Origin of the sequence: Escherichia sp. SCLE84 (genome assembly GCF_012584495.1) — a bacterium.
Taxonomy (GTDB): Bacteria; Pseudomonadota; Gammaproteobacteria; order Enterobacterales; family Enterobacteriaceae; genus ECMA0423.
The window spans coordinates 2,074,889-2,100,004 of sequence record NZ_CP051430.1; the positions used below are offsets into that span (position 1 = coordinate 2,074,889).

Genomic DNA, 25,116 nt, shown 5'->3' on the forward strand with positions numbered 1-25,116 from the left:
TGTCCGCTACAGAGGGTGATTAGGTTATGACCAACGCCAGACTGCCTGATGCGCTACGCTTATCAGGCCTACAATTCTCGGGCCATCCGTAGGCCGGATAAGGCGTTCACACCGCATCCGGCATAAACATGTAAGTCAGACGCCGTAACGTTCGCACCAGCCGAGAATGGCTTTCTCGAAGCAGGCGAATGGTGGATGCACAATGCCCGCGCCAATCATGCCGACGCCCGCATCTTTATGGGCGATGGCGGTGTTGATCACCGGCAGAATGCCGCTGCTACCCACGCGGGTGATGTCGATTGCCGACGGCACGCCCATAAAACCGAGCAGCGGAATGGTGACGTTGGGGTTTTCGCCAAGGGTGATTTCGCGCATCTGACGGGAGAAATCGATAGCCTCTTCCACCGTGCCGCCCACCAGTGCGACGATTGCAGGCGCGGTCGCCATGGCAAACCCGCCAATACCGTAGGTTTCTGTGATGGCGCTGTCGCCGATATCCAGCCCCGAATCTTCCGGCTTATAACCAGCAAACATCGGGCCGATGACCTGCTGCGCTGGGCCGGTAAACCACTGCCCCGGCAGGCCGCTGACCCGCAGGCCGAACTCGACGCCGTTACGCGCCATGGTGGTGACCACGGTGCTGTATTCGATGCCGTGCGCCGCATCCATCGCCGCTTTACACATCGCCATCCACGTCGGGCCGGAGAAGTAGTCGCTGCTGGCGACAAACTCGAACACTTCGCGCTGTTGCTCGACGGAATAGCCTGCCTGAATGATCCCCGGCGTCAGTGCCTGAATCAGCAGCGTCGTCCCGGCGTTATTGCGGTTATGGCACTCATCGCCCATATGCAGCGCCTGCGCCAGCATTAAGCGCAGATCGATCTCACCGATAATTTTCATCGCGTCGCGCAGCATTGGCCCCTGCACATCGCGCATCCAGTTGAGGCGGTCGATCACGCTCTGATCGTTGGCACCCATACGCAAAATCTTCGCCATCTGCTCGCTCATATTGGTATAAGCGATGTTGCCGTAGGTTTTGTTTTTCACGATGTGCATAAACATCGAGGCCGAGGTAACGCCCGCCATCGATCCCACGCAGTCGTGTTCGTGGCACGGCGAGAAGGTGATCTCCCCGGAGGCCGCCAGTTCAGTCGCCTCATCGAGATCTTTCGCCAGCCCTTCGAACACCAACGCCCCGGTGACCGCGCCTTTCATCGCGCCGCACATTTTTTCCCAGGTGATCGGCGGCCCGGCGTGAAGAATGGTTTTCGGCGTCATGCCCGGCACCACGTTAATCGCCTGATCAAAACCAATCAGCACCGGATGCGACTGGATAATGCGCTCCAGCGCCTGCTGGTTAGCGGCGGCGATTTTGTCTGCCAGCGGCGAATCGGCAATGTTATCCAGCGCCTGCACCACCTGCATATTGCCCTGCCCCGGCGGCGTCCAGTCGAGTTGAGTCACTTCTACATGCTGCTTTTTCAGGTCATCGCTAAACATGGCGATACCGACGTTAATAACGTTCAACGGTTGGCTAAACAGTGACTGGCTCATCAGGCTTCCTCCCCTTTGCAGATAAATTCACGCGCCAGCAATCCGGTATTGGTGCTGCTGCTCGCCAGAATCACTCCGGCATCAAGCAGCATCTGGCTTTGTTGTTCTAATGATGGCGTATCGAGATCGGTGCCCAGCACATAGGCGAGAATGATCAACTCGCGTCCTTCGGCGGCGGCGATCGCTTTCGCTTCTTTGATCGCCTCGATGGTGGAGCCGACCGGATCTTCATGCGATCCAAATCCGAGCACAAAATCCATCACGATCACCGCCACTTCTGGATCGCGCGCCTCTTCGATCAAGCGACTGATGCGGTTGGTGGGGTCAATCATTGGATGCGGCTTGCCGTTGGTGAAGTCGTCATCGCCAAAGTCGAGGAAGGTGTGTTTGATGCTACGGTTGATATCTTGCAGGCGGAATTCCGGATCGGGCTGAATGTTGCTGTAGACATCGCCGTGTTTTTCCATCACCGCGAACATGGTTTCGTCACACAGCGTGCCGCCACAGAACAGGCCACGAATGTACTTCTGCTGCGGTTGCAGGCGAGCACGTACGTCAGCAATCAACGGCTGGTTCAGCGTATGCAGGTCGAGATGTTCCTGTTTCACGCCGGAGAGCATCACCGCTTTCAATGCCGCCTCTTTGCTGCCGCGGGCAAACTGTAGCCCCTGCTCATCCACTGGCGTTTCGCCACGACCGAGGAAACAGACCACCACCGGCTTGCGGCAGGCGCGCGCGCGTTCCAGCACTTTGCGGGCCACCGCAGGCGCGGGCGGTTTGGAGATAAGCACAATGATTTCAGTTTGCGGATCGTTTTCCAGCATGCCGATGGCGTCGAGCATCATCAGGCCGCCGATTTTCTCGCTCAGGTCGCGCCCGCCGGTGCCAATCAGTTGCGAAACGCCGCCGCCAAATTCATGAATGCGGACGCTCAGCTCCTGGCTGCCGGTGCCGGATGCGCCAACAATACCGATGTTGCCGCGACGCACGGCGTTACCAAAACAGAGCGCCGCGCCGTTAATAATCGCCGTGCCACAGTCTGGCCCCATCATCAGCAGCCCTTTTTCGTGGGCCAGTTGCTTGAGCGCCAATTCATCTTCAACTGAGACGTTATCGGAAAACAGCATCACGTTGAGATCGTTTTGCAGCGCCTGACGCGCTTCGCGAGCGGCAAACAGACCGTTGACCGAAATCACCGCCAGGTTACTTTCCGGGATATGCTTTTTGGCGCTGGCAATAGTGGCGTAACGCGCCTCATGCGAGCCGCTTTGCGCTTTGGTGTTGAACAGTTCTTCAATCTCCACCAGCAACTGTTCGTTGTCCGCGCCCGCTTTGCCGTTGATGACAATCATCAGGTCGCCGTTTTTCGCCTGTTCCAGCTCCGGCGTCAGCAGTCCTAAATTTTTCAGTACACCTTTGTTCATTTCGGTCGCCATCGCCACAAATGCCTGCTCGACGCCGTCGAGTTTATTTGCACGCGTGGAGATAGACATCAGCGAGACAGAATCAAAATAGGTATTCGGTTTAATGACTATTTTAACTGACATAATTCCCTCCGTAGGTTTGGCTCAGCGCACAACCATCGGCCATGCCATACAGCATGTCGCAGCCGGAACTGGAGCCAATATGTTTAATTTTTTCTATTGCCTGAGTTGCGTTCCCAGGGATGTCATAAATAATGTTGTGAATAAAACGATGAATATTTTCCCGGCAACGTTGTTGTAATGCGGCTTCCAGCGTTATAGCACTTAATAATGTGGTGTTATTTCTGCCGCGCTGCATACCGAGATAAAATTCCTCTTTGTATTTTTCCGACGGATGCCCGGGAATAAATAAAATAAGCGCCAGACCTGTTAAATAATCGTCGGCTGATGGCGTAAGGCCAATCCCTAACCCAATCATACTGGCGACCGCTGCGGCGATATTTTGTTTTTCGTTTACTGCCTGAATAACTGCCCGTCGTTTAATATGTAGTTCTTTATTTAACGCCTGATAAAACGGATTATCGCCGCGATAATTAAACAGGGTTTCATTTTCCCCCAGGTGCTGATGAATAATGTCGTGCCACTGTAGCCAGGCGATAAGGTGAAAATTCACAGCGGTCATTTGCAAGGTTGGGGACAGCCAACGCCGACAACGACTCATCTCTATATGAAGATGTTGACCAACCGTAATACCTTGATCGTCAAACTGAACCTTATCACCATGCCGGAACAGATCATCAAAGTGAGTGAGTGCCAACCGACAACTGTTTGGCGCATTGTCGTACTCTTCACAAAGCAGCGTCAGCAACTGCTGGCGAGCCGGGAGTGCGATATTTACCGCTCTGGCAAAGACCTGTTCAACCTGTCCTTGCCCCCGCTGCGCCAGAAAATCCGCATCCGCAGTTAGCGCCCACACACACCGTCTTTCTGGTGTGTTGATAGCAAGCCTCCCGGTTTATGCACCTGCGGCAATCAGTAACTGCGCAATCTCTTCAAAGCCCCGTTCCCGCGCCAGTTCCAGTGGCGTTTTGCCATATTTATCGGTCAGATGCGGGCTGGCACCGTGTTCCAGCAATAACTGCACAATCGCCTGCTGTTTAATACCACCATCATTAAGCACAATCGCTTCCAGTAGCGGCGTCCAGCCTACATGGTTGGTCTGGTTAACGTTAATCTCCGTATGCGCCAAAAGCTCTTTTACAATACTTAAATGGCCTTTTTCACAGGCAGGCGTCAGGCCGACACCGCCAAAACGGGTTACGCAATTAAGATCGGGTTTAGCCGGTAAAATAATTCGTAGTAGCGTTAAATCATCGTTCAGACAGCTAATTAAAAAAGGATTTAAACAGGTATGATCTTGCTTATTAATATCCGCTCCGGCATCAATTAATGCCTGAACGCAAGCATATTGCTGATATAAACTTGCCAGCGTAATTGCCGTTTTCCCCTGACGATCGCAGGTATTAATATCGACACCCAGCGCAAGGCAGGTTTTTACTTTATCGATATCACCCTGTTGTGCAGCCAATAAATAGTCGGCAGGTAGATTTTTTATACTCATTCACATTCCCCTGGTTTTTGTGGCTGTTTTCGATGAATTGAGAATAGCAACGATAATCTGATAAAAGAACCCGCTTAAATTTAATTCGCTGTATTTCGCCTTTTTGTTGAATGATGTTCAACAATCTTTTCGCAGTGTGCGGTAGTGCAATATTTGTTTCTTTGACCCGATACCCTTTCACTCAATCAGGTTTTATTTCTCTATAGTCTGCACATGTAAGAGTAGCTTTCGTCCATGTCTAACCAGAGGGGAACAAGATGAACGGACTCACGGCAACGGGTGTCACCGTCGGTATTTGTGCAGGGCTTTGGCAGTTAGTGTCTTCACATGTCGGGCTCTCTCAAGGATGGGAATTATTAGGAACCATTGGCTTCGTCGCCTTTTGCAGTTTTTATGCCGCAGGCGGCGGTAAATCGGGGTTTATCAGAAGTCTGGCGGTTAATTATTCCGGGATGGTGTGGGCGTTTTTCGCCGCGCTGACTGCCGGTTGGCTGGCCTCGGTGAGTGGGATTTCTGGGTTCTGGGCGAGCGTGATTACTACCGTGCCTTTCTCAGCGGTAGTGGTCTGGCAAGGACGTTTCTGGTTACTGTCATTCATTCCCGGTGGCTTTCTCGGCATGACGCTGTTTTTTGCCTGCGGGATGAACTGGACGGTGACGTTACTGGGTTTTCTGGCGGGTAACTGCGTGGGGATAATTTCAGAATATGGCGGACAAAAATTAAGCGAAGCGACGACTAAACGCGACGGGTATTAAAAGTTATTCAAAAATGATTATCTATCTTTAATCGATACCTCTACAGTCATGGCTGGAGAAATTCATATTAGATAATGGCGGGAATGGTTTAATGAACTCAGTTTTTACCGAAGAGAATCTGTTGGCATTTACTACCGCTGCGCGTTTTGGCAGTTTCAGTAAAGCCGCAGAAGAGTTGGGTTTAACCACTTCCGCCATTAGCTACACCATCAAGCGAATGGAAACAGGGCTGGATGTGGTGCTGTTCACTCGCAGTACCCGCAGCATTGAGTTAACGGAGTCCGGGCGTTATTTTTTCCGCAAAGCTACCGACCTGCTGAATGATTTTTATGCCATCAAACGTAGCATAGATACTATTTCGCAGGGCATAGAAGCGCGTGTGCGCATTTGTATTAATCAGCTGCTTTATACGCCCAAACACACCGCGCGCTTATTACAGGTGCTGAAAAAGCAGTTTCCTACCTGCCAGATTACCGTCACCACCGAAGTGTATAACGGCGTCTGGGATGCGATTATTAATAATCAGGCCAATATCGCCATCGGCGCACCCGATACACTACTGGACGGCGGCGGTATTGATTACACTGAAATTGGCGCGATTCGCTGGGCTTTTGCTATCGCCCCGGATCACCCGTTAGCCTTTGTGCCGGAACCCATCGCCGAAAGCCAACTGCGTCTCTACCCTAATATTATGGTGGAGGACACCGCGCATACGATTAATAAAAAAGTGGGCTGGTTGCTGCACGGGCAGGAGTCAATTCTGGTGCCAGATTTCAACACCAAATGTCAGTGCCAGATTTTAGGTGAAGGAATTGGTTTTTTGCCGGATTACATGGTCCGTGAGGCGATGACGCAATCCCTGCTGGTTACCCGACAAATCCATAATCCGCGCCAGGATTCGCGCATGTTACTGGCGACTCAGCATTCTGCTACGGGTCAGGTGACGCAGTGGATTAAAAAACAATTTGCGCCAAATGGCATATTAACGGGGATCTATCAGGATTTACTGCATCGGGAGAATTAATCGCTGCCAACCTCCCGATGCGCTGTGAATAGCGGTTTACATCAACCACCTGCTTTCATTACCCATTCAGAGATAAATTTATTACCCGGTACTGGCGGAGAGTACAAATAGCCCTGCAAAAAGTGAACGCCTTTACCGATCATTAAATCCGCCTGCTCCTGGGTTTCTACCCCTTCCGCCACGATACTCAGACCAGGCTTACGCGCTAGTTCGACAATATTGTCCACAATATGACCGGAGATTTCGTCGACACTCGCCATTTGCACAAATGACTTATCGATCTTAATAAAATCGACCGGGAACGCCTGCAAGTAACGATAGGTCGCATAACCCGTACCAAAGTCATCCAGCGCAAAGGTAATGTTGTGCTGATGAAGGCTGTCAAATATCGCTCTGGCTTCTGGCGTTACCGGAATAGGGTTACGTTCCGTTAGCTCGAGAACCAGCTTGATTTTATCGTTACCTAATTTCTTAACCAGGTTCAGACACTCTTTTTCAAATCCCGCTGCCAAAAAACAACCCGCCGAGACGTTGATGCCAATATGGAAATTGTCCGGCAGCAAATGTTTTACCGGCATCAGAATATCCGCAGTCTGTTTCATCAGTTGGCGGGTCATTATGACAATAAGACCGGATGACTCCGCCAGAGGAATAAACTGATCCGGTGGGATAATTCCCGTTTGTGGATGTTCCCAGCGGACAAGTACCTCACAGCCCGTCAGTACCCCAGTCTGCGCGCAGAAAACCGGTTGGATCCACGGTTTGAATTCGTGGTTTTCCAACGCCAGACTGATGGCTTCAGGCGTGACGATATGGTGACAACGGTTATCAGGGATATAAAAATTATTTTTATTTCCCGTGCCACTGATGACTTGCGGATGATATTGAAAAAAGATATCCCGCCAGAAGGTAATATCACTCTGGATGCCTAGTTTTTCATACAGCTGCTTCTTTTGATGTGAAATTGTCTTTGCACTGCGATTTCTGTACTGTGAGATTTCTGTAACCGACATTCCCTCCATTAGCAGCTTGAGTAAAAGCCGTTCTTTTTCGGACACGATACCAGGCAACGTCAAATTCACCGTTGCCCCGAACTCTTCCAAAAAAACACTCAAATCATGCGAAGCCATCGAACACACCTTGATTAAATCTTGTGCGCCAGCTAAATCTGCGAGTCTTCACTCTGACTGATAAAGCTGGCTGCAAGAAAATGACACAGAGAGCCGAATTATCTCCCGTTCGGCTCTCTCTCCTTTTACTCATTATTCAGATCAGAATTGCCACTTAATGCCAACCATTGCAGAGGTGTCATTATATCCCCTATCGGCAACCTGAACGCCCACATTCCCCCAGACATTCAGGTTGGCATTTAGCTGTCCTTCCACCCCGGTTTTTATCTCAGCAATATTTCGGGCTCCATCCTGAGTGACGGACACGCCATCCATACTGGTGCTGAAATCCTTACTGTTATGCAGCCAGTTCACTTCTACAAACGGCTGGAACTCGCGGGATTTACCGTCATCCATTTTATGGTGGCTCTTCAGCCAGGTTTTTACGCCAAGTCGGGTTTGAACATTGCCATCACCGTTGCTATGAACGAGGGTTCCGTTGCTTTCGCGGTGCTTATCGGCTTTGACTCCCATCCAGGTAACCTGTGCTTGCGGCTGAACATACCATTCATTACGAGTTCCCTGGCTGCCATTAAATTCAGCTAATTTGTGTTTGTATCCAGCTTCCAGTGAAGCGGTAAATCCTTTTGATTTATAGGATTCACTTTGTAAGTCATCCCCTTTCACTGTGTTATCAAACCAGCTGTACTGCGCCCAACTGTCGAGATACGCGCCATTACGCGACTCGTCATCGGCATACCAGGTGGCATAGAGGCCGGTGCTATATCCGTTCACACTCGCTTTTGCACGATAACCGGTTCGCGAGGAAATGGTTTTGCTGTCGCTGTTGCCATATCCCGCCATGACCCCAACATGCCAGCTGTCGCTGCCGTTTTGGCTCCACTGCGCGACATCGCCTCCCAGTTGCAGAACATAGCGATTGCTTTGGGTTTTCAGCTGGCCGCTGCCATCACGCCATTTATTATGACCACCTTCATGGCGCATCCACATAGTGGTTTGTTTCTGCTCACCCGTCACCATGTCGGTATAGTACGTATTACCCAGACGCTCATGCAGACGCGTGGTGAACATTGTATTCGCTGCTGCAAGGTTCGCAATGTAGCTACCCGCCTCCGGTCGCAGGTCATTATCCACATTCAGATCCGGACCCGGCGTAGGTGTCGGGTTAGGGTTCGGCTCTGGATTCGGGTTTGGCTCCGGATTCGGCATCGGGTCTGGCTCCGGCTGCAGTTCAGGAGAATCACTGCCGCTGGTCAGATACCAGTTACCACTATTTGCCCCTTGTCCACGCGCGAGAGTGTAGTCATACGCCCCCGCAACGATACGACCAGCCTGAACAAATTCGCCCTCAGACTTACCGTCTACATGGATAAGTTCGATACCGTTAAGGGTTTTCGCACCTGTACCGCCAGCGTTATTCACCGTAACGGCAGTCGTGCCGCTAGTATCGCCCTCGACAACCAATTTATCGGTTACTGAGTCATCGCCATTCAGTACCGTATTCATTACTAGTTGACCGTTATTACCGTGGTAGTTCCCCTTCACCACTAACACATTGCCAGCTTGCTGTCCTGACATTCCGGTCATCAGCGTACCGTTGTTGGTCAGATTGCCGCCCAGGGTGTAATTCACAGACGCAGCCGCTCTTTTTTCAGCGCTATTATTCAACGCCAGGGTACCGTTGTTCTCAACGTTTGCGCTACCCAATCCCTGCGCATGACTTACCAGGACATTAGCCGAATTAGCAATGTTCACATTCGCCGTCAGGTTGCTGTTATCGCCCGCGATGTCCAGCGTGCCGCCCTGAATATTCAGCTCTCCGCTCCCCGTTAACGAACCGGTTGAAGTGCCCCCGTTGGTAACCGTCAGACTGCCGCCATTTAAGCTCAGCAGTGAATCGGCGCTGCCATTGAGCGTGCCCACGGTCTGGCTGTGACCATTCATATCCAGTTCAGTCTCTGCCGCCAGACGCAGTTCATGGGTATTACCCAACACGTTATCGTTATTCAACAAAAGCGTCCCACTGCGCAGATCGGTAACACCGGTATAGTCGTTGTCTTTGTTAGAAAGCGATACGGTCTGACCCTTCTGGCTGCTGAATGCCAGGTCACCACTGCCGGTAATCTTTGCGCTGAGATCGGCGGCATTCTCGCTTTTACCGTTAGAGCTCAGCACCAGAGCATCGCTGTCGGTAGCGTGTAAATCAAGCTGGGTCAGGCCGTAACCGATATACAGACCGTCATTGTTTACCCCACTCGTCAGACGATAGTCGTAAGTGCCGACGGCCGCTTTTTGCCCATTCTGCTGAATATCACGTTGGGCACTGCTGGAGAGGATTTGCCCATTTTTATCCTGCAATTGCAGATTGCCCGCATCGCCCAGAACTTCCGCACCTTGCGCATCAACCAACTTAATGGTGCTGTTACCATCATCGACTTCAGTGAGCGATAACGCAGAGTCAATATCACGAGATACTGAGCTTACAACGTCACTGTCAGAAACCTGAATCACACCCTCGCCGCGCAAATCCAGCGTTTTACTAACGTTGACCGTCCCTTCTGTCATCTGTGCACCTGCTGTCAGGGCACCAAAATCAACGGTTCCGCCGGAGAATCCCAAAGTGCTAATGGAGTGAGCGCCCTTACCCACTGTTACCTGGCTTCCCTGACCCGCAGTGATCCCGCCTCTCTGCAGAAACTCAGCATTCTTTTCCAGGTTAAATGTCGTGTTCTGGAACGCCAGTGAACCCTGGAACCAGTCTGTATAAGCAAACTCATCGAAGGAGAATTCGTGATTCCCCATGTTTATTTCAACAATACCTCTACCTTGAAGATCGTTATCAAATACCCAATCTTTATTGGCATTGATTTGCAGTTTGCCATCAACATCCAGGTCCGCACGGCCGATGTTCTTGTCTTCAGAAATAACCGCGACAGCACCAGAAGCGACATCAATATATCCGCTGAATGCATAGTTATTGCCGGTCAGTGCCACTGTCCCACTGTCGATACTTATTGTACCATTGCCGGAAATCTTATTGGCAAAGGTCATGCTATCGTCAGCCTTCAGGTGTAATTTCCCGCGGTTGTTGATCTCTGCTGTACCTATATTTTGGGTGATCCCTAAAGCGCCATTTTGCTCAATTTTGACTTTACCACTAAAGGCAGAGTTATAACCGGTTAAGTAAGTCGTGCCATTGAGCGCATTGATATAGCCCAGGCCCTCGCTGCCACTGACAATATCCGCGGAAATAGTCGCGTTTTTATCCGTGTGGTTTAAGGTGATTTTCTTATCGGATGTCTTTGCCCACACAAACTCAATTTTTTCGGCATCAATAATCCCTGCAGCCTTCGCAGCACTTCCTTCCTGTGCACCTAACGCTAACTCAGAGTTGGTGCTTAAACTAATTTTCGGTGCGGATATTTTACCTCCATCTGATACGACTAATGTTGTATCAGAACGTTGGTCGTAATAACCCAGGCTAATATGTTCACGAGCATTAACTTCACCGCCGTTATTAACTGACAGGTACTGATTACCACCGTAACTGCCGTAAACGCCCATAAAGAAGGTTTTAGAATTTACCTGGCTGCCTTCACCACTGACATTTCCCTGCAAATAGGTCAGACGGCTGGTGCCCTTAACATGGATTTTGCCGCCGTTGGAGACATTAAAATAGCCGCGATCGTGTCTCATGCCTGAGTTTGACTCATACAAATCATCAGCATATAACTCGCTGCCAGCATTGGAGACATTCAGGAACCCCGTACCTTTCAGCAAAAAGTTAAGTGGGCCATTGATAGTTACCTTTCCTCCGGTAATATCCAACCCACCACCAGAAGCGAGAGTCAGACGCGGACGGGAAGTATCTGTCGCATTGATTACCAGATTGGCATTGTCAGTCACCGTAATACGGTAATCGATGCTCTGGTTCTCTTTGCCAAAATCAATAGTTTTATCCTGGTTTACGATGACATCATCGGCGAATACCAGAGATGAATATAAACTTATCGCGCTAATTAAAACAGCCCGGGACTTTTTTCCTTTTACTCTGCTCCCCAGCTCCGAGCAGACGCTCCAACAGTTACGGGACCTGTTCCACTTTAGCCGATATATTTTATTCATCACAATCTCCAGCAATACATCCAAATAAAACCAAGATTGCATAAACAGCAACGCATTAAATGCCATTCTGGTTACTGTTCATCGCATATAAAAATTCAAAAATTTTGCATAGCATTGGCAACCACATATCTGAGTATGTAGTTCAGAGGGTAATAAAATAGCAAGTTATTACTTAAAACTTATTTTAAGTTAACACTCTTAACTTTATCATTACATTCCCCCCAGTCTCTAATACCTGCGCATTATATGTATCCAGGAACTCAAATCAACTCAAAATATAAACAAAAGCAAGAGGAATACATTTAATATACAGCCGATAAAAGCGGTAACTCTTATTAGGTATCAAAATATAAGAATCGTCTTATTAATAAATATATAACACTATAGGACTGAATCCATTCAGCTAATACAAAATAAAATCGTTAATTAATAAAATATAAAATCATGAAGTGATACAAGAGGAATTGCAGGATATGACATGACAATCATATATAATATATGCATAATTTTTTACAGCGAGTCAATGATTCCCGCGCCATATGCAGACATGGCGCGGTTTTATGCAAAAACAATCACGCTTCCGGGAACATCACGCTATGGCCCGGCGCTTCACGATGGAGATGAATAAAGTTAAGGTGCCGCTCGTACTGGTCAAGAATATCGGTGATCACCTGCTCTTTGCTGTAGTCCATCAGGTCGTTGCCCTGGCTGCCTTCTAACAGGAAGGTTTCCAGCCGGTAGTAGGTCGATTTACCGCTACGTGCGCGGTAGGTAAAGCCCGGCACCGAATATTGCTGCGGCCAAATCTGATAGACAAAGTTTTGCTCTTCGCCCATATGCACCAACAAATCCAGATGCCCCAACTGTTGTCCCTCTTCCGGCGGCAGGCTTTTTAGCTCCACGTACGCGCCGCGCAACCGCAACTCCTGCGCCACTTCTTCCATTGCCGGGTAACAGACCGTCTCCATCATCTGTTTAGTGTAACGCGTGCCCGGATAATTCATCAGGCGCGAGAGACGTTTTTTCCAGCTCAGGCGATCCTGAAGCCCCAGCGGTCGCGGTGCGGTATCGCGGTTGGCACTTTCACGGCGGTAATCTTCTACCTTCAGAGATTTATACAACCCCGCCATCACGAAGAAGATCACAAAGCTGAACGGCAGCCCCATAATCACCGTGGTGTTTTGCAGCGCGGATATCCCGTTAGTCATCAGCATGCCGAGCGTCAGCAGGCCAATCGCCACCGACCAGAAGACGCGCAGCCAGCCGGGGGCGTCGCTGTTGATATCTTTAAGCTGCGAGGTGAAATTCCCCAGCACCAGCGCACCGGAGTCCGCCGAGGTCACATAAAACAGCAGGCCAGTAATGGTGGCGACGGAGGCGCTAAAGGTAAACGCCGGATACTGCGCCAGCAGGCTGTAGAAGCCGCGCTCCGGATGGACCATCGCTTCCTCGGCAAATGCCGCGCCGCCGTGGATGATTTCATACAGCGCGCTATTGCCGAACACCGAGAGCCATAACAGCGTGAAGGTAAACGGAATAATCAACGTGCCCAGCACGAACTGGCGAATGGTACGCCCACGCGAGATACGCGCCAGGAACAAGCCGACAAACGGCGACCATGCCACCCACCATGCCCAGAAGAAGAGCGTCCAGTTATTCATCCACTCAACTGGACGGTCGAAGGCAAAACTGTTGAGCGTCATGCCCATAAAGCGATTCACATAGTCGCCAACATTCAGCACCAGCGCATTAAGCAGGAACGAGGTGTCGCCCATAAACAATACGAACAGGATCAATCCCAGCGCCAGCGCAACGTTAAGTTCCGATAACACACGAATCCCCTTATCGACACCGGAGGTGACAGAGATCGTGGCGATTATCACCGACAAGGCGATCAGTGCCGCTTTTGCCGCCATCGAATCGGGAATATCAAACAGTACGCTCAAGCCATAGTTAAGCTGCACCACACCGATACCGAGCGTAGTGGCAATACCGAAGATGGTGCCGATCACCGCTGCAATATCCACTGAGTGCCCTATCGGCCCGTTAATCCGTTTACCGAAGATCGGGTACAGCGCCGAGCGGATGGTGAGCGGCAAATTATAACGATAGCTAAAGTATCCGAGCGCCATGCCCATCAGCGCATACATCGACCAGCCGGTTAAGCCGTAGTGAAACAGCGTCCAGACCATCGCCTGACGCGCGGCCTCAATCGTCTGTCCCGCGCCTTCCGGCGGCTGCATATACTGCGTTACCGGTTCGGCTACGGAAAAGAACATCAGGTCGATACCGATCCCGGCAGCAAACAGCATCGCCGCCCAACTCAGCAGGCTGAATTCCGGTTTGGATTGTTCTGGCCCGAGCTTCACCGAACCAAAACGCGAACAAGCGATACAGACCACAAAGACAATATAGAGCGTTGCCGCCAGCAGATAGTACCAACCGAAGGTTTTAGACACCCAGTCCAGCGTGCGGCCAATCCACAGGGCCGAGAAGTCGCGAAACAGGATCGTTGTCAGGGAAAACAACAAAATCAGTCCGGCGGAGGTGTAAAACACCACCGGATTGATTTTGTCCTTTTCCCTGCTGTGTGAAAGGTCTGTCATCCAGTATCCCCACTGTTATTGTTACCATTTAAAATCAAATTCGTAACAATTAAGACACATTTTATATTGAACGTCCAATCAATAACCGCTTTAATAGATAAACAACGCTGATGAATGGAGTGGCGAAAATGCCCAAATTGGGGATGCAGTCGATCCGGCGCAGACAACTGATCGACGCCACACTGGAAGCAATAAATGAAGTGGGCATGCACGATGCAACGATCGCGCAGATCGCCCGCCGTGCAGGCGTTTCTACGGGGATCATCAGCCACTATTTCAGGGACAAAAATGGTCTGCTGGAAGCAACCATGCGCGATATCACCAGTCAGCTGCGTGACGCGGTTTTGAATCGATTACATGCACTTCCGCAGGGCAGTGCAGAGCAGCGATTACAGGCGATTGTTGCCGGAAACTTCGATGAAACGCAGGTGAGCAGTGCGGCGATGAAAGCCTGGCTGGCGTTCTGGGCCAGCAGTATGCATCAGCCGATGCTCTATCGTTTACAGCAGGTCAGTAGCCGCCGCTTATTGTCGAATCTGGTGAGCGAGTTTCGCCGCGAATTGCCGCGCGAACAGGCACAGGAAGCGGGCTACGGCCTTGCCGCGCTGATTGACGGATTATGGCTGCGCGCGGCACTGAGCGGCAAACCGCTGGATAAACCTCTCGCACACTCGCTGACCCGTCACTTTATTACTCAGCATTTACCCACCGATTAACCGAGGAGACGTGATGTCCCGAATGGCAGAACAGCAGCTTTATATACATGGTGGTTATACCTCCGCCACCAGCGGTCGCACCTTCGAGACCATTAACCCGGCCAACGGTAACGTGCTGGCGACCGTGCAGGCCGCCGGGCGTGAGGATGTCGATCGCGCAGTGAAGAGTGCCCAACAGGGGCAAAAAATCTGGGCGGCGATGACCGCGATGGAGCGCTCGCGCATTCTGCGTCGGGCCGTCGATATTCTGCGTGAACGCAATGACGAACTCGCAAAACTTGAAACCCTCGACACCGGAAAAGCATATTCGGAAACCTCAACCGTCGATATCGTTACCGGTGCGGACGTGCTGGAGTACTACGCCGGGCTGATCCCGGCGCTGGAAGGCAGCCAGATCCCGTTGCGTGAGACGTCATTTGTTTATACCCGCCGCGAACCGCTGGGTGTGGTGGCGGGGATTGGCGCATGGAACTACCCGATCCAGATTGCCCTGTGGAAATCCGCCCCGGCGCTGGCGGCAGGCAACGCAATGATTTTCAAACCGAGCGAAGTCACCCCGCTTACCGCGTTAAAGCTGGCTGAAATTTACAGCGAAGCGGGCCTGCCGGACGGCGTATTTAACGTGTTGCCGGGGGTGGGCGCGGAGACCGGGCAATATCTGACCGAGCATCCGGGCATTGCCAAAGTGTCATTTACCGGCGGTGTCGCCAGCGGCAAAAAAGTGATGGCTAACTCGGCGGCCTCTTCCCTGAAAGAAGTGACCATGGAACTGGGCGGTAAATCACCGCTGATCGTTTTCGACGATGCGGATCTCGATCTCGCCGCCGATATCGCCATGATGGCGAACTTCTTCAGCTCCGGTCAGGTGTGTACCAATGGCACCCGCGTCTTCGTTCCGGCGAAATGCAAAGCCGCATTTGAACAAAAGATTCTGGCGCGCGTTGAGCGCATTCGCGCGGGCGACGTTTTCGATCCGCAAACTAACTTCGGCCCGCTGGTCAGCTTCCCGCATCGCGATAACGTGCTGCGCTATATCGTCAAAGGCAAAGAGGAAGGCGCGCGCGTACTGTGCGGCGGCGATGTACTGAAAGGCGATGGCCTCGATAACGGCGCATGGGTCGCGCCGACTGTGTTCACCGATTGCAGCGACGAAATGACCATTGTGCGCGAAGAGATCTTCGGGCCGGTGATGTCCATTCTGACCTACGAGTCGGAAGAGGAAGTCATTCGCCGCGCTAACGATACCGACTACGGCCTGGCGGCGGGCATCGTGACGGCGGACCTGAACCGCGCGCATCGCGTCATTCATCAGCTGGAAGCGGGTATTTGCTGGATCAACACCTGGGGCGAATCCCCGGCAGAGATGCCCGTTGGCGGCTACAAACACTCCGGCATTGGTCGCGAGAACGGCGTGATGACGCTCCAGAGTTACACCCAGGTGAAGTCCATCCAGGTTGAGATGGCTAAATTCCAGTCCATATTCTAACCAGGAGGTTTATTTGCAATTTGACTACATCATTATTGGTGCCGGCTCAGCCGGCAACGTTCTCGCTACCCGTCTGACTGAAGATCCGAATACCTCCGTGCTGCTGCTTGAAGCGGGCGGCCCGGACTATCGCTTTGACTTCCGCACCCAGATGCCCGCCGCGCTGGCGTTCCCGCTACAGGGTAAACGCTACAACTGGGCCTATGAAACGGAACCTGAACCGTTTATGAATAACCGCCGCATGGAGTGCGGACGCGGTAAAGGTCTGGGTGGATCGTCGCTGATCAACGGCATGTGCTACATCCGTGGCAACGCGCTGGATCTCGATAACTGGGCGCAAGAACCCGGTCTGGAGAACTGGAGTTATCTCGACTGCCTGCCCTACTACCGCAAGGCCGAGACTCGCGATGTGGGCGAGAACGACTACCACGGTGGCGATGGCCCGGTGAGCGTCACCACCTCCAAACCCGGCGTCAATCCGCTGTTTGAAGCGATGATTGAAGCGGGCGTGCAGGCAGGCTACCCGCGCACGGACGATCTCAACGGCTATCAGCAGGAAGGTTTTGGCCCGATGGATCGCACCGTCACGCCGCAGGGCCGTCGCGCCAGTACCGCGCGCGGTTATCTCGATCAGGCCAAATCGCGCCCTAACCTGACCATTCGTACTCACGCTATGACCGATCACATCATTTTTGACGGCAAACGCGCGGTGGGCGTCGAATGGCTGGAAGGCGACAGCACCATCCCAACCCGCGCAACGGCCAACAAAGAAGTGCTGTTATGTGCAGGCGCGATTGCCTCACCGCAGATCCTGCAACGCTCCGGCGTCGGCAACGCTGAACTGCTGGCGGAGTTTGATATTCCGCTGGTGCATGAATTACCCGGCGTCGGCGAAAATCTTCAGGATCATCTGGAGATGTATCTGCAATATGAGTGCAAAGAACCGGTTTCCCTCTACCCTGCCCTGCAGTGGTGGAACCAGCCGAAAATCGGTGCGGAGTGGCTGTTTGGCGGCACTGGCGTTGGTGCCAGCAACCACTTTGAAGCAGGCGGATTTATTCGCAGCCGAGAGGAATTTGCGTGGCCGAATATTCAGTACCATTTCCTGCCAGTAGCGATTAACTATAACGGCTCGAATGCGGTGAAGGAGCACGGTTTCCAGTGCCACGTCGGCTCAATGCGCTCGCCAAGCCGTGGGCATGTGCGGATTAAATCCCGCGACCCGCACCAGCATCCGGCAATTCTGTTTAACTACATGTCACACGAGCAGGACTGGCAGGAGTTCCGCGACGCAATTCGCATCACCCGGGAGATCATGCATCAACCGGCGCTGGATCAGTATCGTGGCCGCGAAATCAGCCCCGGCACGGAATGTCAGACGGATGAACAGCTCGATGAGTTCGTGCGTAACCACGCCGAAACCGCCTTCCATCCGTGCGGTACCTGCAAAATGGGTTACGACGAGATGTCCGTGGTTGACGGCGAAGGCCGCGTACACGGGTTAGAAGGCCTGCGTGTGGTGGATGCGTCGATTATGCCGCAGATTATCACCGGGAATTTGAACGCCACGACAATTATGATTGGCGAGAAAATAGCGGATATGATTCGTGGACAGGAAGCGCTGCCGAGGAGCACGGCGGGATATTTTGTGGCAAATGGGATGCCGGTGAGAGCGAAAAAATGAGTCGTGATGTGAACTAACGCAGGAACCGATCAGATTGAGAGTTACCGTTCCAGAGAGGGGGACCGAATCCTTATATAAACACTGAGGTAACTCTCATGCTTCATATCCAGTATTCATGATGCTGGCTTTTTGCTGATATTTAACCCGAACATTCCTGATACAGACTATTAATACAACCTTATCTGCGACAGATTTTATTTTCTGGATATATTATGCGTGAACAAATCAAACAGGATATCGATCTGATTGAGATTTTATTTTATCTGAAGAAAAAGATTCGCGTTATCCTTTTTATTATAGCTATCTGTATGGCAATGGTGCTGTTGTTTCTGTATATCAATAAAGATAATATAAAAGTGAGTTACAGCCTAAAAATAAACCAGACAACACCAGGCATACTTGTTAACTGTGATAGCAATAATAACTTTGCCTGTCAGACCACAATGACTGAAGATGTTATACAGCGAATTACTACATTTTTTCACACCAGCCCAGATGTCAAGAACAGAGAAATAAAGCTGGAATGGTCAGAAGATAAGAGAGATTTACCAACTGCTGAAGCGGAAATATCTCGCGTGCAGGCGTCTATTATCAAATGGTATGCGTCAGAATACCATAATGGCAGGCAAGTTCTCGATGAGATACAAACACCTTCAGCAATTAACAGTGAGCTTTATACAAAAATGATATACCTGACCAGGAACTGGTCATTGTATCCGAACGGTGATGGCTGTGTAACTATAAGCTCACCAGAAATAAAAAATAAATACCCTGCTGCCATTTGCCTGGCTCTGGGATTTTTTCTAAGCATTGTAATTTCTGTAATGTTTTGCCTTGTCAAAAAAATGGTAGATGAATACCAACAAAACTCTGGGTAGTAATAAACAGCATTCTGATAGAGAGTGCCTGTATAAAGCTGAAGTGACAATGACCGGGAAGGGAACCCGTTTTCAGGAATGGATGCCTGTCTTTTTCACTGTAAATATCCTGGCATTACTAATGCCAGGATATTTACAGAAGAGCAGCATAACCATGACGGAACGGGGTTAAGTCAGGTTGTCCTTAACGCTATTTTCAACCTCGTATGCCTTCTTCAGGTTTATGTTCAGATCTCATATCTCTCTCAGCAATCCTCAATAATCAGATACACCGCTTTCACCGGACCATGAACCCCGACGACTTTGATAAGCTCAATATCCGCCGTTGAACTAGGGCCGCTAATGATGTTAATGCAGGACGGCATTCGTTCACCGGCCTGCGCTTTCTGATGCAATTTTTCTGCGAGTTGCGCTACACGCGGCAAGATAGTGCTTTTACGCAGGATAAAAAGAGAAGATTCCGGGAGCAGGCTCAATGAACGCCCGCGCCCGGCGGCGGAAAAAAGAACCACGCCTCCCGATTCGGTTAAACCATATTCAGCATACACGACACCCACTTTAGCCTGCTCTGCTTGTGATATGTTCTCAATACCTTTCGCCGGATCCCAAACAACGGCATTGCATTCCTGCTGCAAACGTTCGCTAATCCCCAATTCCTCTAGCCTCGTGTCACCGCTAATCACGACCGACTGATCTCCCAGCTCTTTACACAGACGTATTGCAGCTTCTGCCGCCTTCGCCTCGCTGGTCAGCTCACAGCGCGTCAACATAACATCGCTGGCAAACTGAATAAACGCGTCACAGCGCTGCTGTTGGTTAAGTGCGGTAAGCCGCTCGTTAGCATAGTTGTTAAGCGGCGCATCTTCTGCTTGCGGTTCAAGTCGCAACGGGCGACCCAGTGCCTGAGCAACGTTATTCAAAAATTCGCTCCGATTATCCATTCTTTTTCTCCTGCGCCAGATGTTTCTTAAACCAACTACGGAAACTCTCTCCGTCAGCTTCAGGAAGATCGCGTGCTTCCATCCAGTCACTAATCGCGCCAAATTTGAGTGGTGTTTTGCCGCCATTGATAAACCAGCTTGCCGCATGAGCACCGGCCATCATCCCGACTTTCCACAATCCTGGATGACTATTGGCATAAGCGAACATTTTTATCGCCCGTTGCTCTGCTTTTGCGGTGATCCCTTTTTCAGCCATCACCCGACGATGACGCAAAATCAGTTTTGACAGCGGAATACGCACCGGACACACGCTGTCACAAGCAGTGCATAAAGAGCAGGCGTAGGGTAAATCTTTAAAATCTTTATAGCCGCCAAGTAGCGGAGAAATCACCGCACCAATTGGCCCTGGATAAATAGAGCCATATCCATGACCGCCAATATGGCGATATGCCGGACAAGTATTCATACAAGCCCCGCAGCGAATACAGCGCAGCACATCCCGAAATTCAGAGGCCAGCACCTCAGAACGCCCGTTATCGACAATAACCAGATGAAACTCTTCAGGACCATCAACGTGCCCCGCTTCGCGCGGTCCTGTCAGCCAGGTGTTGTATCCCGTCAAACGTGCACCAACGGCACTGCGCGCCAGCATGGTGATCAATACATCTACCTCGGCAAACGTGGGGGCAATACGCTCCATTCCCATCACTGCAATATGCGTTTTAGGCAGCGTGGTACACATTCGCGCATTACCTTCATTGGTCACCAGGCATACCGAACCTGTCTCTGCCACCGCGAAATTACAGCCGGTAATACCTATTTCAGCACTGAGGAAATCTTCGCGGATTTTTTGCCGGATGAATAAGGTCATCGCTTCAGGCGTTTCCGGCCCCTCATAGCCCAGACGTTCGTGTAGCACTCGACGGATCTGATGGCGATCTTTATGAATTGCCGGGACCACAACATGAGATGGCGGATCTTGATCCAGCTGGAGAATATATTCACCCAGATCGGTTTCAATCACCTGAATGCCAGCATCCTGCAACACATGATTGACACCAATCTCTTCGGTCACCATCGATTTAGATTTCACCACCTTCCGGGCATTTTTGCGTTGGGCAACCTGTAAAATGTAGCGGGTAGCGTCTTCTTTGGTTTTTGCAAACCAGACGTGACCGCCGTTTTGCGTCACTTTTTCTGAGAGCTGGTACAGATAAGCGTCGAGATTACTCAGAACATGATCACGTATCTGGGCGGCCCGATCGCGCCACTCCTCCCAGTGCCCCAATTCATCGACCATTTTTTGCCGATTTGCCCCAATACGCTGCTGCGCGTTTGCCACCGCTTTGCGCATGATCGGATCTTCAATTTGCTGACGGATGCGTGTCTTAAAATCTGTATTACTGGTTTTGATCGACATCTTTATATCCTCAGCGGCTCATCAACACTTCAGCAATATGCATCACTTTGACTTTCTGCCCTTCCCGTTGTAATCGCCCACTGATGTTCAGCAGGCAACTCACGTCAGCACCAATTAAATACTCAGGGCGGACTTCCATCAGGTGCACAACCTTTTCTTTCACCATCTCGCCGGATATTTCGGCCATTTTGACCGAGAACGTGCCGCCAAATCCGCAGCAGGTATCCTGTTCAGCAAAGGTCAACAGCTCCAGTCCACGCACATTTTTCAGCAGCGTAAGTGGCTCGTCCTTCACTCCCAGCTTACGGGCCAGGCTACAAGATGGGTGATACACAGCTCTCCCTTGCAAACTGGCACCTACATCGACTACCCCTAATTTATTAACAATAAAAGAGGTGAGATCCTGCATACGCGCGGCAACCTTTTCGGCACGTGATGCCCATTCAGGTTCATCCGCCAGATACGTCGGGTAACTTTTTACGGCATAGGTGCAAGAGCCAGCCGGTGAAATAATGGGATCGTCGTTATCCTCCAGTGCGGCGATCAGATTTTTCATCCCTGGAATCGCTTCTTTGATATAACCGCTATTGATCGCAGGCTGACCGCAGCATCCCTGTTTCTCCGGGAAATTTACGCGACAGCCGAGTTTTTCCAGTAGCAGCACGGAGTCTCGTGCCATTCTTGATTTCAGGGCGTCACCAATACAGGTGACAAAGAAATTGACATTCACAACTAATACTCCATTACTTCATGCCCATTTATGCCCGATGTTTCCCCCCCACCGGGGGATCAATCATCAATAAATATGGCGTTCTTTTTTAATTGGCTAGCAACATACCACCCCTCATTTGTATGACAAATGATAATCTTTCATCCAAACTTCAAATGCAATAACTAATTTTATTTCTTTCGGCATCGCTCACATTTTATGGGGAAATCGACGTTCATTTTTGGCATAAGAAATCCATTTAAAAAGGCTACATCCCTTATACCTATTCAGAGCTACTTATTCAGGGGTTATTGAGATATACACTGATGGTGTACAAAAAAATCACCGACAATAATCACGTATCAAGTAATAGTCGGGGTTTTATTTAATTGAAGCAATTTAGTTTGCATTTTTATTTAAAAACTGAGCTAGAGTCCATCAGAAAAAAATATATAAAGCCCAAACCACCGTTGGAAATAGAAATAGTTGAAAGGCTCACAACTCCCGGAATGCGGATTATCTTTGCCCTGATTTCTGGCGGTTTTATTCAGGGTGCAAGCTGTCTGACCCTTTCCCGATATTCTCCCGGAGTACAACCAAACTCGCGGACAAACGCCTTGTGAAAAGATGATTCACTGGCATAGCCTACTGACTCAGCGATCACCACAACAGGGAGCATTTCCCGGGAAAACATCTGGGCCGCTATTTGTAGACGCAACTTTGTTAATACAGCCAGCGGCGTGGTTCCGGAAACATCACGGAAAAGCTGGGCAAAACTTGCCCGGGACATGTGGGCGATGCTGGCCAGCGATTCGACGGTCCAGGCGTGTCCTGGCATTTCCAGCATTTGCTGTATTACCGCACCAAGACGTGGATGCAGAAGCAAACTGAGAATGTTTTTCTCAGTATTAACCTGTGCAATCCACTCACGCACCGCGAGGGTAAAGAATGTAGCGCAGATCTGGCTACACAGTGCATCCACTCCCGGCATCGCCGATCTGGATTCCTGTTGTAAAAACGGGATCGCCTCCCTCAGCCAGTTATATTCCACGCTGTGGTTAACTGGTGCTAAAAACAGCGTTTCCGGCAAAGACGTTAAAAAATAACGCGCCGAATGTTGCAGCCGAAGAGTGCCACAGACAATACAGGTCGATTCATTATCGACATGACTCAGGCGATGAGCTGAATTTTGTGGTAGCAGGACCACATTTCCCGGGCGTAATGTAAAAATCTCTCCCGTCGGCATTTCCAGCTTCGCCGCTCCTTGCGTTAACGCATGCCAACGAATAACCGATAATTCCCCGGCACCATGTGGAAGCTGCCAGTCACTTCCTAACACGCAATTCTTATCGATCGTTCCTTGTGGAGCGTTAAGCATCAACAAACGGCTAAGGGCATCCATATCAGACTCCTGAGTGGTTTTTGATTACAAACACCAACAATCTTAGTAAATAATTAATGTAATACCATCAAATAGTTAATCATGATTTTTGTTTTGTGATTCTGATTAAGAAAAAGAAAATACCAGACGATAAGACAAAATATCAAGCGTTGTGAAGAAATGTTATTTGCTCTTTTGCGTCTATAGTCATGATGTCAAATGAACGCGTTTCGACAGGAAATCATCATGAATAAATATCAGGCAGTTATTATTGGTTTTGGCAAGGCTGGAAAAACATTAGCCGTCACGCTGGCAAAAGCAGGTTGGCGAGTGGCTCTCATCGAACAATCAAATGCAATGTATGGCGGGACCTGTATTAATATCGGCTGTATCCCAACCAAAACATTGGTTCATGACGCACAGCAGCACACAGATTTTGTCCGTGCCATACAGCGTAAAAATGAAGTGGTTAATTTTTTACGTAATAAGAATTTTCATAATCTTGCGGATATGCCCAATATCGACGTGATCGACGGCCAGGCGGAGTTTATCAATAATCATAGCCTGCGTGTTCATCGGCCTGGGGGAAATCTGGAGATTCATGGCGAGAAAATTTTTATTAATACCGGTGCACAAGCCGTGGTTCCGCCAATTCCTGGAATTACCACCACGTCTGGTGTATATGACAGCACCGGATTACTTAATCTAAAAGAATTGCCTGGGCATTTAGGTATTTTGGGCGGCGGATATATTGGCGTTGAGTTCGCCTCTATGTTCGCTAATTTTGGCAGCAAGGTAACCATTTTAGAAGCAGCTTCGCTGTTTTTGCCTCGGGAAGATCGGGATATTGCTGATAATATCGCGACGATTTTACGCGATCAGGGCGTCGATATTATCCTCAATGCCCATGTGGAGCGAATCAGTCACCATGAAAATCAAGTGCAAGTGCATAGCGAGCACGCCCAACTGGCGGTGGATGCACTGTTAATAGCTTCCGGTCGTCAACCGGCTACCGCTTCGTTACATCCAGAAAATGCCGGTATCGCAGTAAACGAGCGCGGGGCAATTGTCGTTGACAAGCGATTACATACCACCGCAGACAATATTTGGGCGATGGGAGATGTTACCGGCGGGCTGCAATTTACTTATATATCACTGGATGATTACCGCATTGTACGTGATGAGTTACTGGGTGAAGGCAAACGTAGTACTGATGATCGGAAAAATGTGCCTTATTCCGTATTTATGACACCGCCCCTGTCCAGGGTTGGTATGACAGAAGAACAAGCCAGAGAGAGTGGTGCTGATATTCAGGTGGTGACATTGCCTGTAGCTACAATTCCGCGTGCCAGAGTGATGAACGATACCCGTGGGGTATTAAAAGCGATTGTTGATAATAAAACCCAACGTATATTAGGGGCATCACTGCTGTGTGTTGACTCCCACGAGATGATTAATATAGTGAAAATGGTGATGGATGCCGGGCTGCCTTATAGCATATTACGCGATCAGATATTTACTCATCCGTCGATGAGCGAATCACTCAATGATCTATTTTCATTAGTCAAATAAACTCAAAATCAGACGCCAGAACAAATATTCTGGCGTCTCAGAGAAAAGAATCTTATTAATTCCCTGTTACTCTATAACTTCTTAATCACT

Annotated in this window: 18 protein-coding genes; 7 read left to right on the forward strand and 11 right to left on the reverse strand. The window is 50.2% G+C overall.

What is annotated here, in order from left to right; translation table 11 throughout:
• Positions 1 to 135: 135 nt before the first annotated feature.
• The 4 genes from HGD79_RS10270 to HGD79_RS10285 are packed head-to-tail and all read right to left on the reverse strand — an operon-like array spanning position 136 to position 4,599.
• On the reverse strand, positions 136 to 1,554 hold the full coding sequence (locus HGD79_RS10270) for a DUF1116 domain-containing protein (RefSeq protein WP_000083455.1): 1,419 nt from the start codon (positions 1,552 to 1,554) through the stop codon (positions 136 to 138).
• Positions 1,554 to 3,101: an acyl-CoA synthetase FdrA gene (gene fdrA / locus HGD79_RS10275; RefSeq protein ID WP_000111797.1), complete on the reverse strand. Its 1,548-nt coding sequence runs from the start codon at positions 3,099 to 3,101 to the stop codon at positions 1,554 to 1,556. Before fdrA ends, HGD79_RS10270 begins: the two co-directional genes overlap by 1 nt.
• Positions 3,091 to 3,954, reverse strand: coding sequence for a DUF2877 domain-containing protein (locus tag HGD79_RS10280; RefSeq protein ID WP_001296901.1), 864 nt, complete (start codon positions 3,952 to 3,954; stop codon positions 3,091 to 3,093). The genes fdrA and HGD79_RS10280 overlap by 11 nt, the downstream gene beginning before the upstream one ends.
• A 39-nt stretch (positions 3,955 to 3,993) precedes the next feature.
• On the reverse strand, positions 3,994 to 4,599 hold the full coding sequence (locus tag HGD79_RS10285; protein ID WP_000023635.1) for an ankyrin repeat domain-containing protein: 606 nt from the start codon (positions 4,597 to 4,599) through the stop codon (positions 3,994 to 3,996).
• 257 nt (positions 4,600 to 4,856) lie between these two features.
• On the opposite strand from HGD79_RS10285, the gene HGD79_RS10290 reads away from it, so the two are divergent.
• Positions 4,857 to 5,354, forward strand: coding sequence for a DUF1097 domain-containing protein (locus HGD79_RS10290; RefSeq protein ID WP_001013885.1), 498 nt, complete (start codon positions 4,857 to 4,859; stop codon positions 5,352 to 5,354).
• Positions 5,355 to 5,445: 91 nt separating this feature from the next.
• Positions 5,446 to 6,378 (forward strand): LysR substrate-binding domain-containing protein, encoded by a 933-nt coding sequence (locus HGD79_RS10295; RefSeq protein WP_001089565.1) that lies wholly within the window; start codon positions 5,446 to 5,448, stop codon positions 6,376 to 6,378.
• Between the two features lie 41 nt (positions 6,379 to 6,419).
• Here HGD79_RS10295 and HGD79_RS10300 read toward each other — a convergent pair whose 3' ends face one another.
• From HGD79_RS10300 to betT, 3 genes are all read right to left on the reverse strand, one after another.
• Entirely contained in the window at positions 6,420 to 7,508 is a 1,089-nt protein-coding gene (locus HGD79_RS10300) for an EAL domain-containing protein (protein ID WP_000146391.1), read from the reverse strand.
• 141 nt (positions 7,509 to 7,649) lie between these two features.
• Positions 7,650 to 11,633 (reverse strand): autotransporter adhesin EhaA, encoded by a 3,984-nt coding sequence (gene ehaA, locus HGD79_RS10305; RefSeq protein ID WP_168848383.1) that lies wholly within the window; start codon positions 11,631 to 11,633, stop codon positions 7,650 to 7,652.
• A 572-nt stretch (positions 11,634 to 12,205) separates the two neighbouring features.
• Positions 12,206 to 14,239, reverse strand: a complete 2,034-nt coding sequence (betT, locus tag HGD79_RS10310; RefSeq protein ID WP_168848384.1) for a choline BCCT transporter BetT — start codon at positions 14,237 to 14,239, stop codon at positions 12,206 to 12,208.
• Positions 14,240 to 14,367: 128 nt separating this feature from the next.
• Here betT and betI point away from each other — a divergent pair, with 128 nt between their 5' ends.
• From betI to ykgH, 4 genes are all read left to right on the forward strand, one after another.
• The gene (gene betI / locus HGD79_RS10315) at positions 14,368 to 14,955 is read left to right on the forward strand and encodes a transcriptional regulator BetI (protein ID WP_001299022.1); all 588 of its coding nucleotides are present in this window, start codon (positions 14,368 to 14,370) and stop codon (positions 14,953 to 14,955) included.
• A gap of 13 nt (positions 14,956 to 14,968) precedes the next feature.
• Positions 14,969 to 16,441 (forward strand): betaine-aldehyde dehydrogenase, encoded by a 1,473-nt coding sequence (gene betB, locus HGD79_RS10320; RefSeq protein ID WP_096147211.1) that lies wholly within the window; start codon positions 14,969 to 14,971, stop codon positions 16,439 to 16,441.
• A 13-nt stretch (positions 16,442 to 16,454) separates the two neighbouring features.
• Positions 16,455 to 18,125 carry a choline dehydrogenase gene (gene betA, locus HGD79_RS10325; protein WP_001159102.1) on the forward strand — a complete coding sequence of 557 codons (1,671 nt, stop codon included), beginning with the start codon at positions 16,455 to 16,457 and terminating at the stop codon, positions 18,123 to 18,125.
• A 212-nt stretch (positions 18,126 to 18,337) separates the two neighbouring features.
• Positions 18,338 to 19,003 carry a protein YkgH gene (gene ykgH, locus HGD79_RS10330; RefSeq protein WP_096147210.1) on the forward strand — a complete coding sequence of 222 codons (666 nt, stop codon included), beginning with the start codon at positions 18,338 to 18,340 and terminating at the stop codon, positions 19,001 to 19,003.
• Between the two features lie 245 nt (positions 19,004 to 19,248).
• On the opposite strand, the gene HGD79_RS10335 is transcribed toward ykgH, so the two are convergent.
• The 4 genes from HGD79_RS10335 to rclR all read right to left on the reverse strand — a co-directional run bounded on the left by HGD79_RS10335 (position 19,249) and on the right by rclR (position 23,475).
• Complete coding sequence (locus HGD79_RS10335) at positions 19,249 to 19,944, reverse strand: lactate utilization protein C (RefSeq protein ID WP_001358288.1); 696 nt, start codon at positions 19,942 to 19,944, stop codon at positions 19,249 to 19,251.
• Positions 19,937 to 21,364, reverse strand: coding sequence for a LutB/LldF family L-lactate oxidation iron-sulfur protein (locus tag HGD79_RS10340; RefSeq protein WP_000023906.1), 1,428 nt, complete (start codon positions 21,362 to 21,364; stop codon positions 19,937 to 19,939). Before HGD79_RS10340 ends, HGD79_RS10335 begins: the two co-directional genes overlap by 8 nt.
• A gap of 10 nt (positions 21,365 to 21,374) precedes the next feature.
• The gene (locus HGD79_RS10345; protein WP_001102119.1) at positions 21,375 to 22,094 is read right to left on the reverse strand and encodes a (Fe-S)-binding protein; all 720 of its coding nucleotides are present in this window, start codon (positions 22,092 to 22,094) and stop codon (positions 21,375 to 21,377) included.
• A gap of 526 nt (positions 22,095 to 22,620) precedes the next feature.
• Positions 22,621 to 23,475 (reverse strand): reactive chlorine-specific transcriptional regulator RclR, encoded by an 855-nt coding sequence (gene rclR / locus HGD79_RS10350; protein WP_000339593.1) that lies wholly within the window; start codon positions 23,473 to 23,475, stop codon positions 22,621 to 22,623.
• A gap of 225 nt (positions 23,476 to 23,700) precedes the next feature.
• Here rclR and rclA point away from each other — a divergent pair, with 225 nt between their 5' ends.
• A complete protein-coding gene (rclA, locus tag HGD79_RS10355; RefSeq protein ID WP_001046329.1) occupies positions 23,701 to 25,026 on the forward strand; it encodes a reactive chlorine resistance oxidoreductase RclA in 1,326 nt (441 codons plus the stop codon).
• Positions 25,027 to 25,116: the final 90 nt, after the last annotated feature.

What these genes read in the sequence shown, in the direction of transcription:
- HGD79_RS10270 (WP_000083455.1), bottom strand. Translation starts at nt 1,554, where the DNA reads ATGAGCCAGTCACTGTTTAGCCAACCGTTGAACGTTATTAACGTCGGT.
- fdrA (WP_000111797.1), bottom strand. Translation starts at nt 3,101, where the DNA reads ATGTCAGTTAAAATAGTCATTAAACCGAATACCTATTTTGATTCTGTC.
- HGD79_RS10285 (WP_000023635.1), bottom strand. Translation starts at nt 4,599, where the DNA reads ATGAGTATAAAAAATCTACCTGCCGACTATTTATTGGCTGCACAACAG.
- HGD79_RS10290 (WP_001013885.1), top strand. Translation starts at nt 4,857, where the DNA reads ATGAACGGACTCACGGCAACGGGTGTCACCGTCGGTATTTGTGCAGGG.
- HGD79_RS10295 (WP_001089565.1), top strand. Translation starts at nt 5,446, where the DNA reads ATGAACTCAGTTTTTACCGAAGAGAATCTGTTGGCATTTACTACCGCT.
- HGD79_RS10300 (WP_000146391.1), bottom strand. Translation starts at nt 7,508, where the DNA reads ATGGCTTCGCATGATTTGAGTGTTTTTTTGGAAGAGTTCGGGGCAACG.
- ehaA (WP_168848383.1), bottom strand. Translation starts at nt 11,633, where the DNA reads ATGAATAAAATATATCGGCTAAAGTGGAACAGGTCCCGTAACTGTTGG.
- betT (WP_168848384.1), bottom strand. Translation starts at nt 14,239, where the DNA reads ATGACAGACCTTTCACACAGCAGGGAAAAGGACAAAATCAATCCGGTG.
- betI (WP_001299022.1), top strand. Translation starts at nt 14,368, where the DNA reads ATGCCCAAATTGGGGATGCAGTCGATCCGGCGCAGACAACTGATCGAC.
- betB (WP_096147211.1), top strand. Translation starts at nt 14,969, where the DNA reads ATGTCCCGAATGGCAGAACAGCAGCTTTATATACATGGTGGTTATACC.
- ykgH (WP_096147210.1), top strand. Translation starts at nt 18,338, where the DNA reads ATGCGTGAACAAATCAAACAGGATATCGATCTGATTGAGATTTTATTT.
- HGD79_RS10335 (WP_001358288.1), bottom strand. Translation starts at nt 19,944, where the DNA reads ATGGATAATCGGAGCGAATTTTTGAATAACGTTGCTCAGGCACTGGGT.
- HGD79_RS10340 (WP_000023906.1), bottom strand. Translation starts at nt 21,364, where the DNA reads ATGTCGATCAAAACCAGTAATACAGATTTTAAGACACGCATCCGTCAG.
- rclR (WP_000339593.1), bottom strand. Translation starts at nt 23,475, where the DNA reads ATGGATGCCCTTAGCCGTTTGTTGATGCTTAACGCTCCACAAGGAACG.
- rclA (WP_001046329.1), top strand. Translation starts at nt 23,701, where the DNA reads ATGAATAAATATCAGGCAGTTATTATTGGTTTTGGCAAGGCTGGAAAA.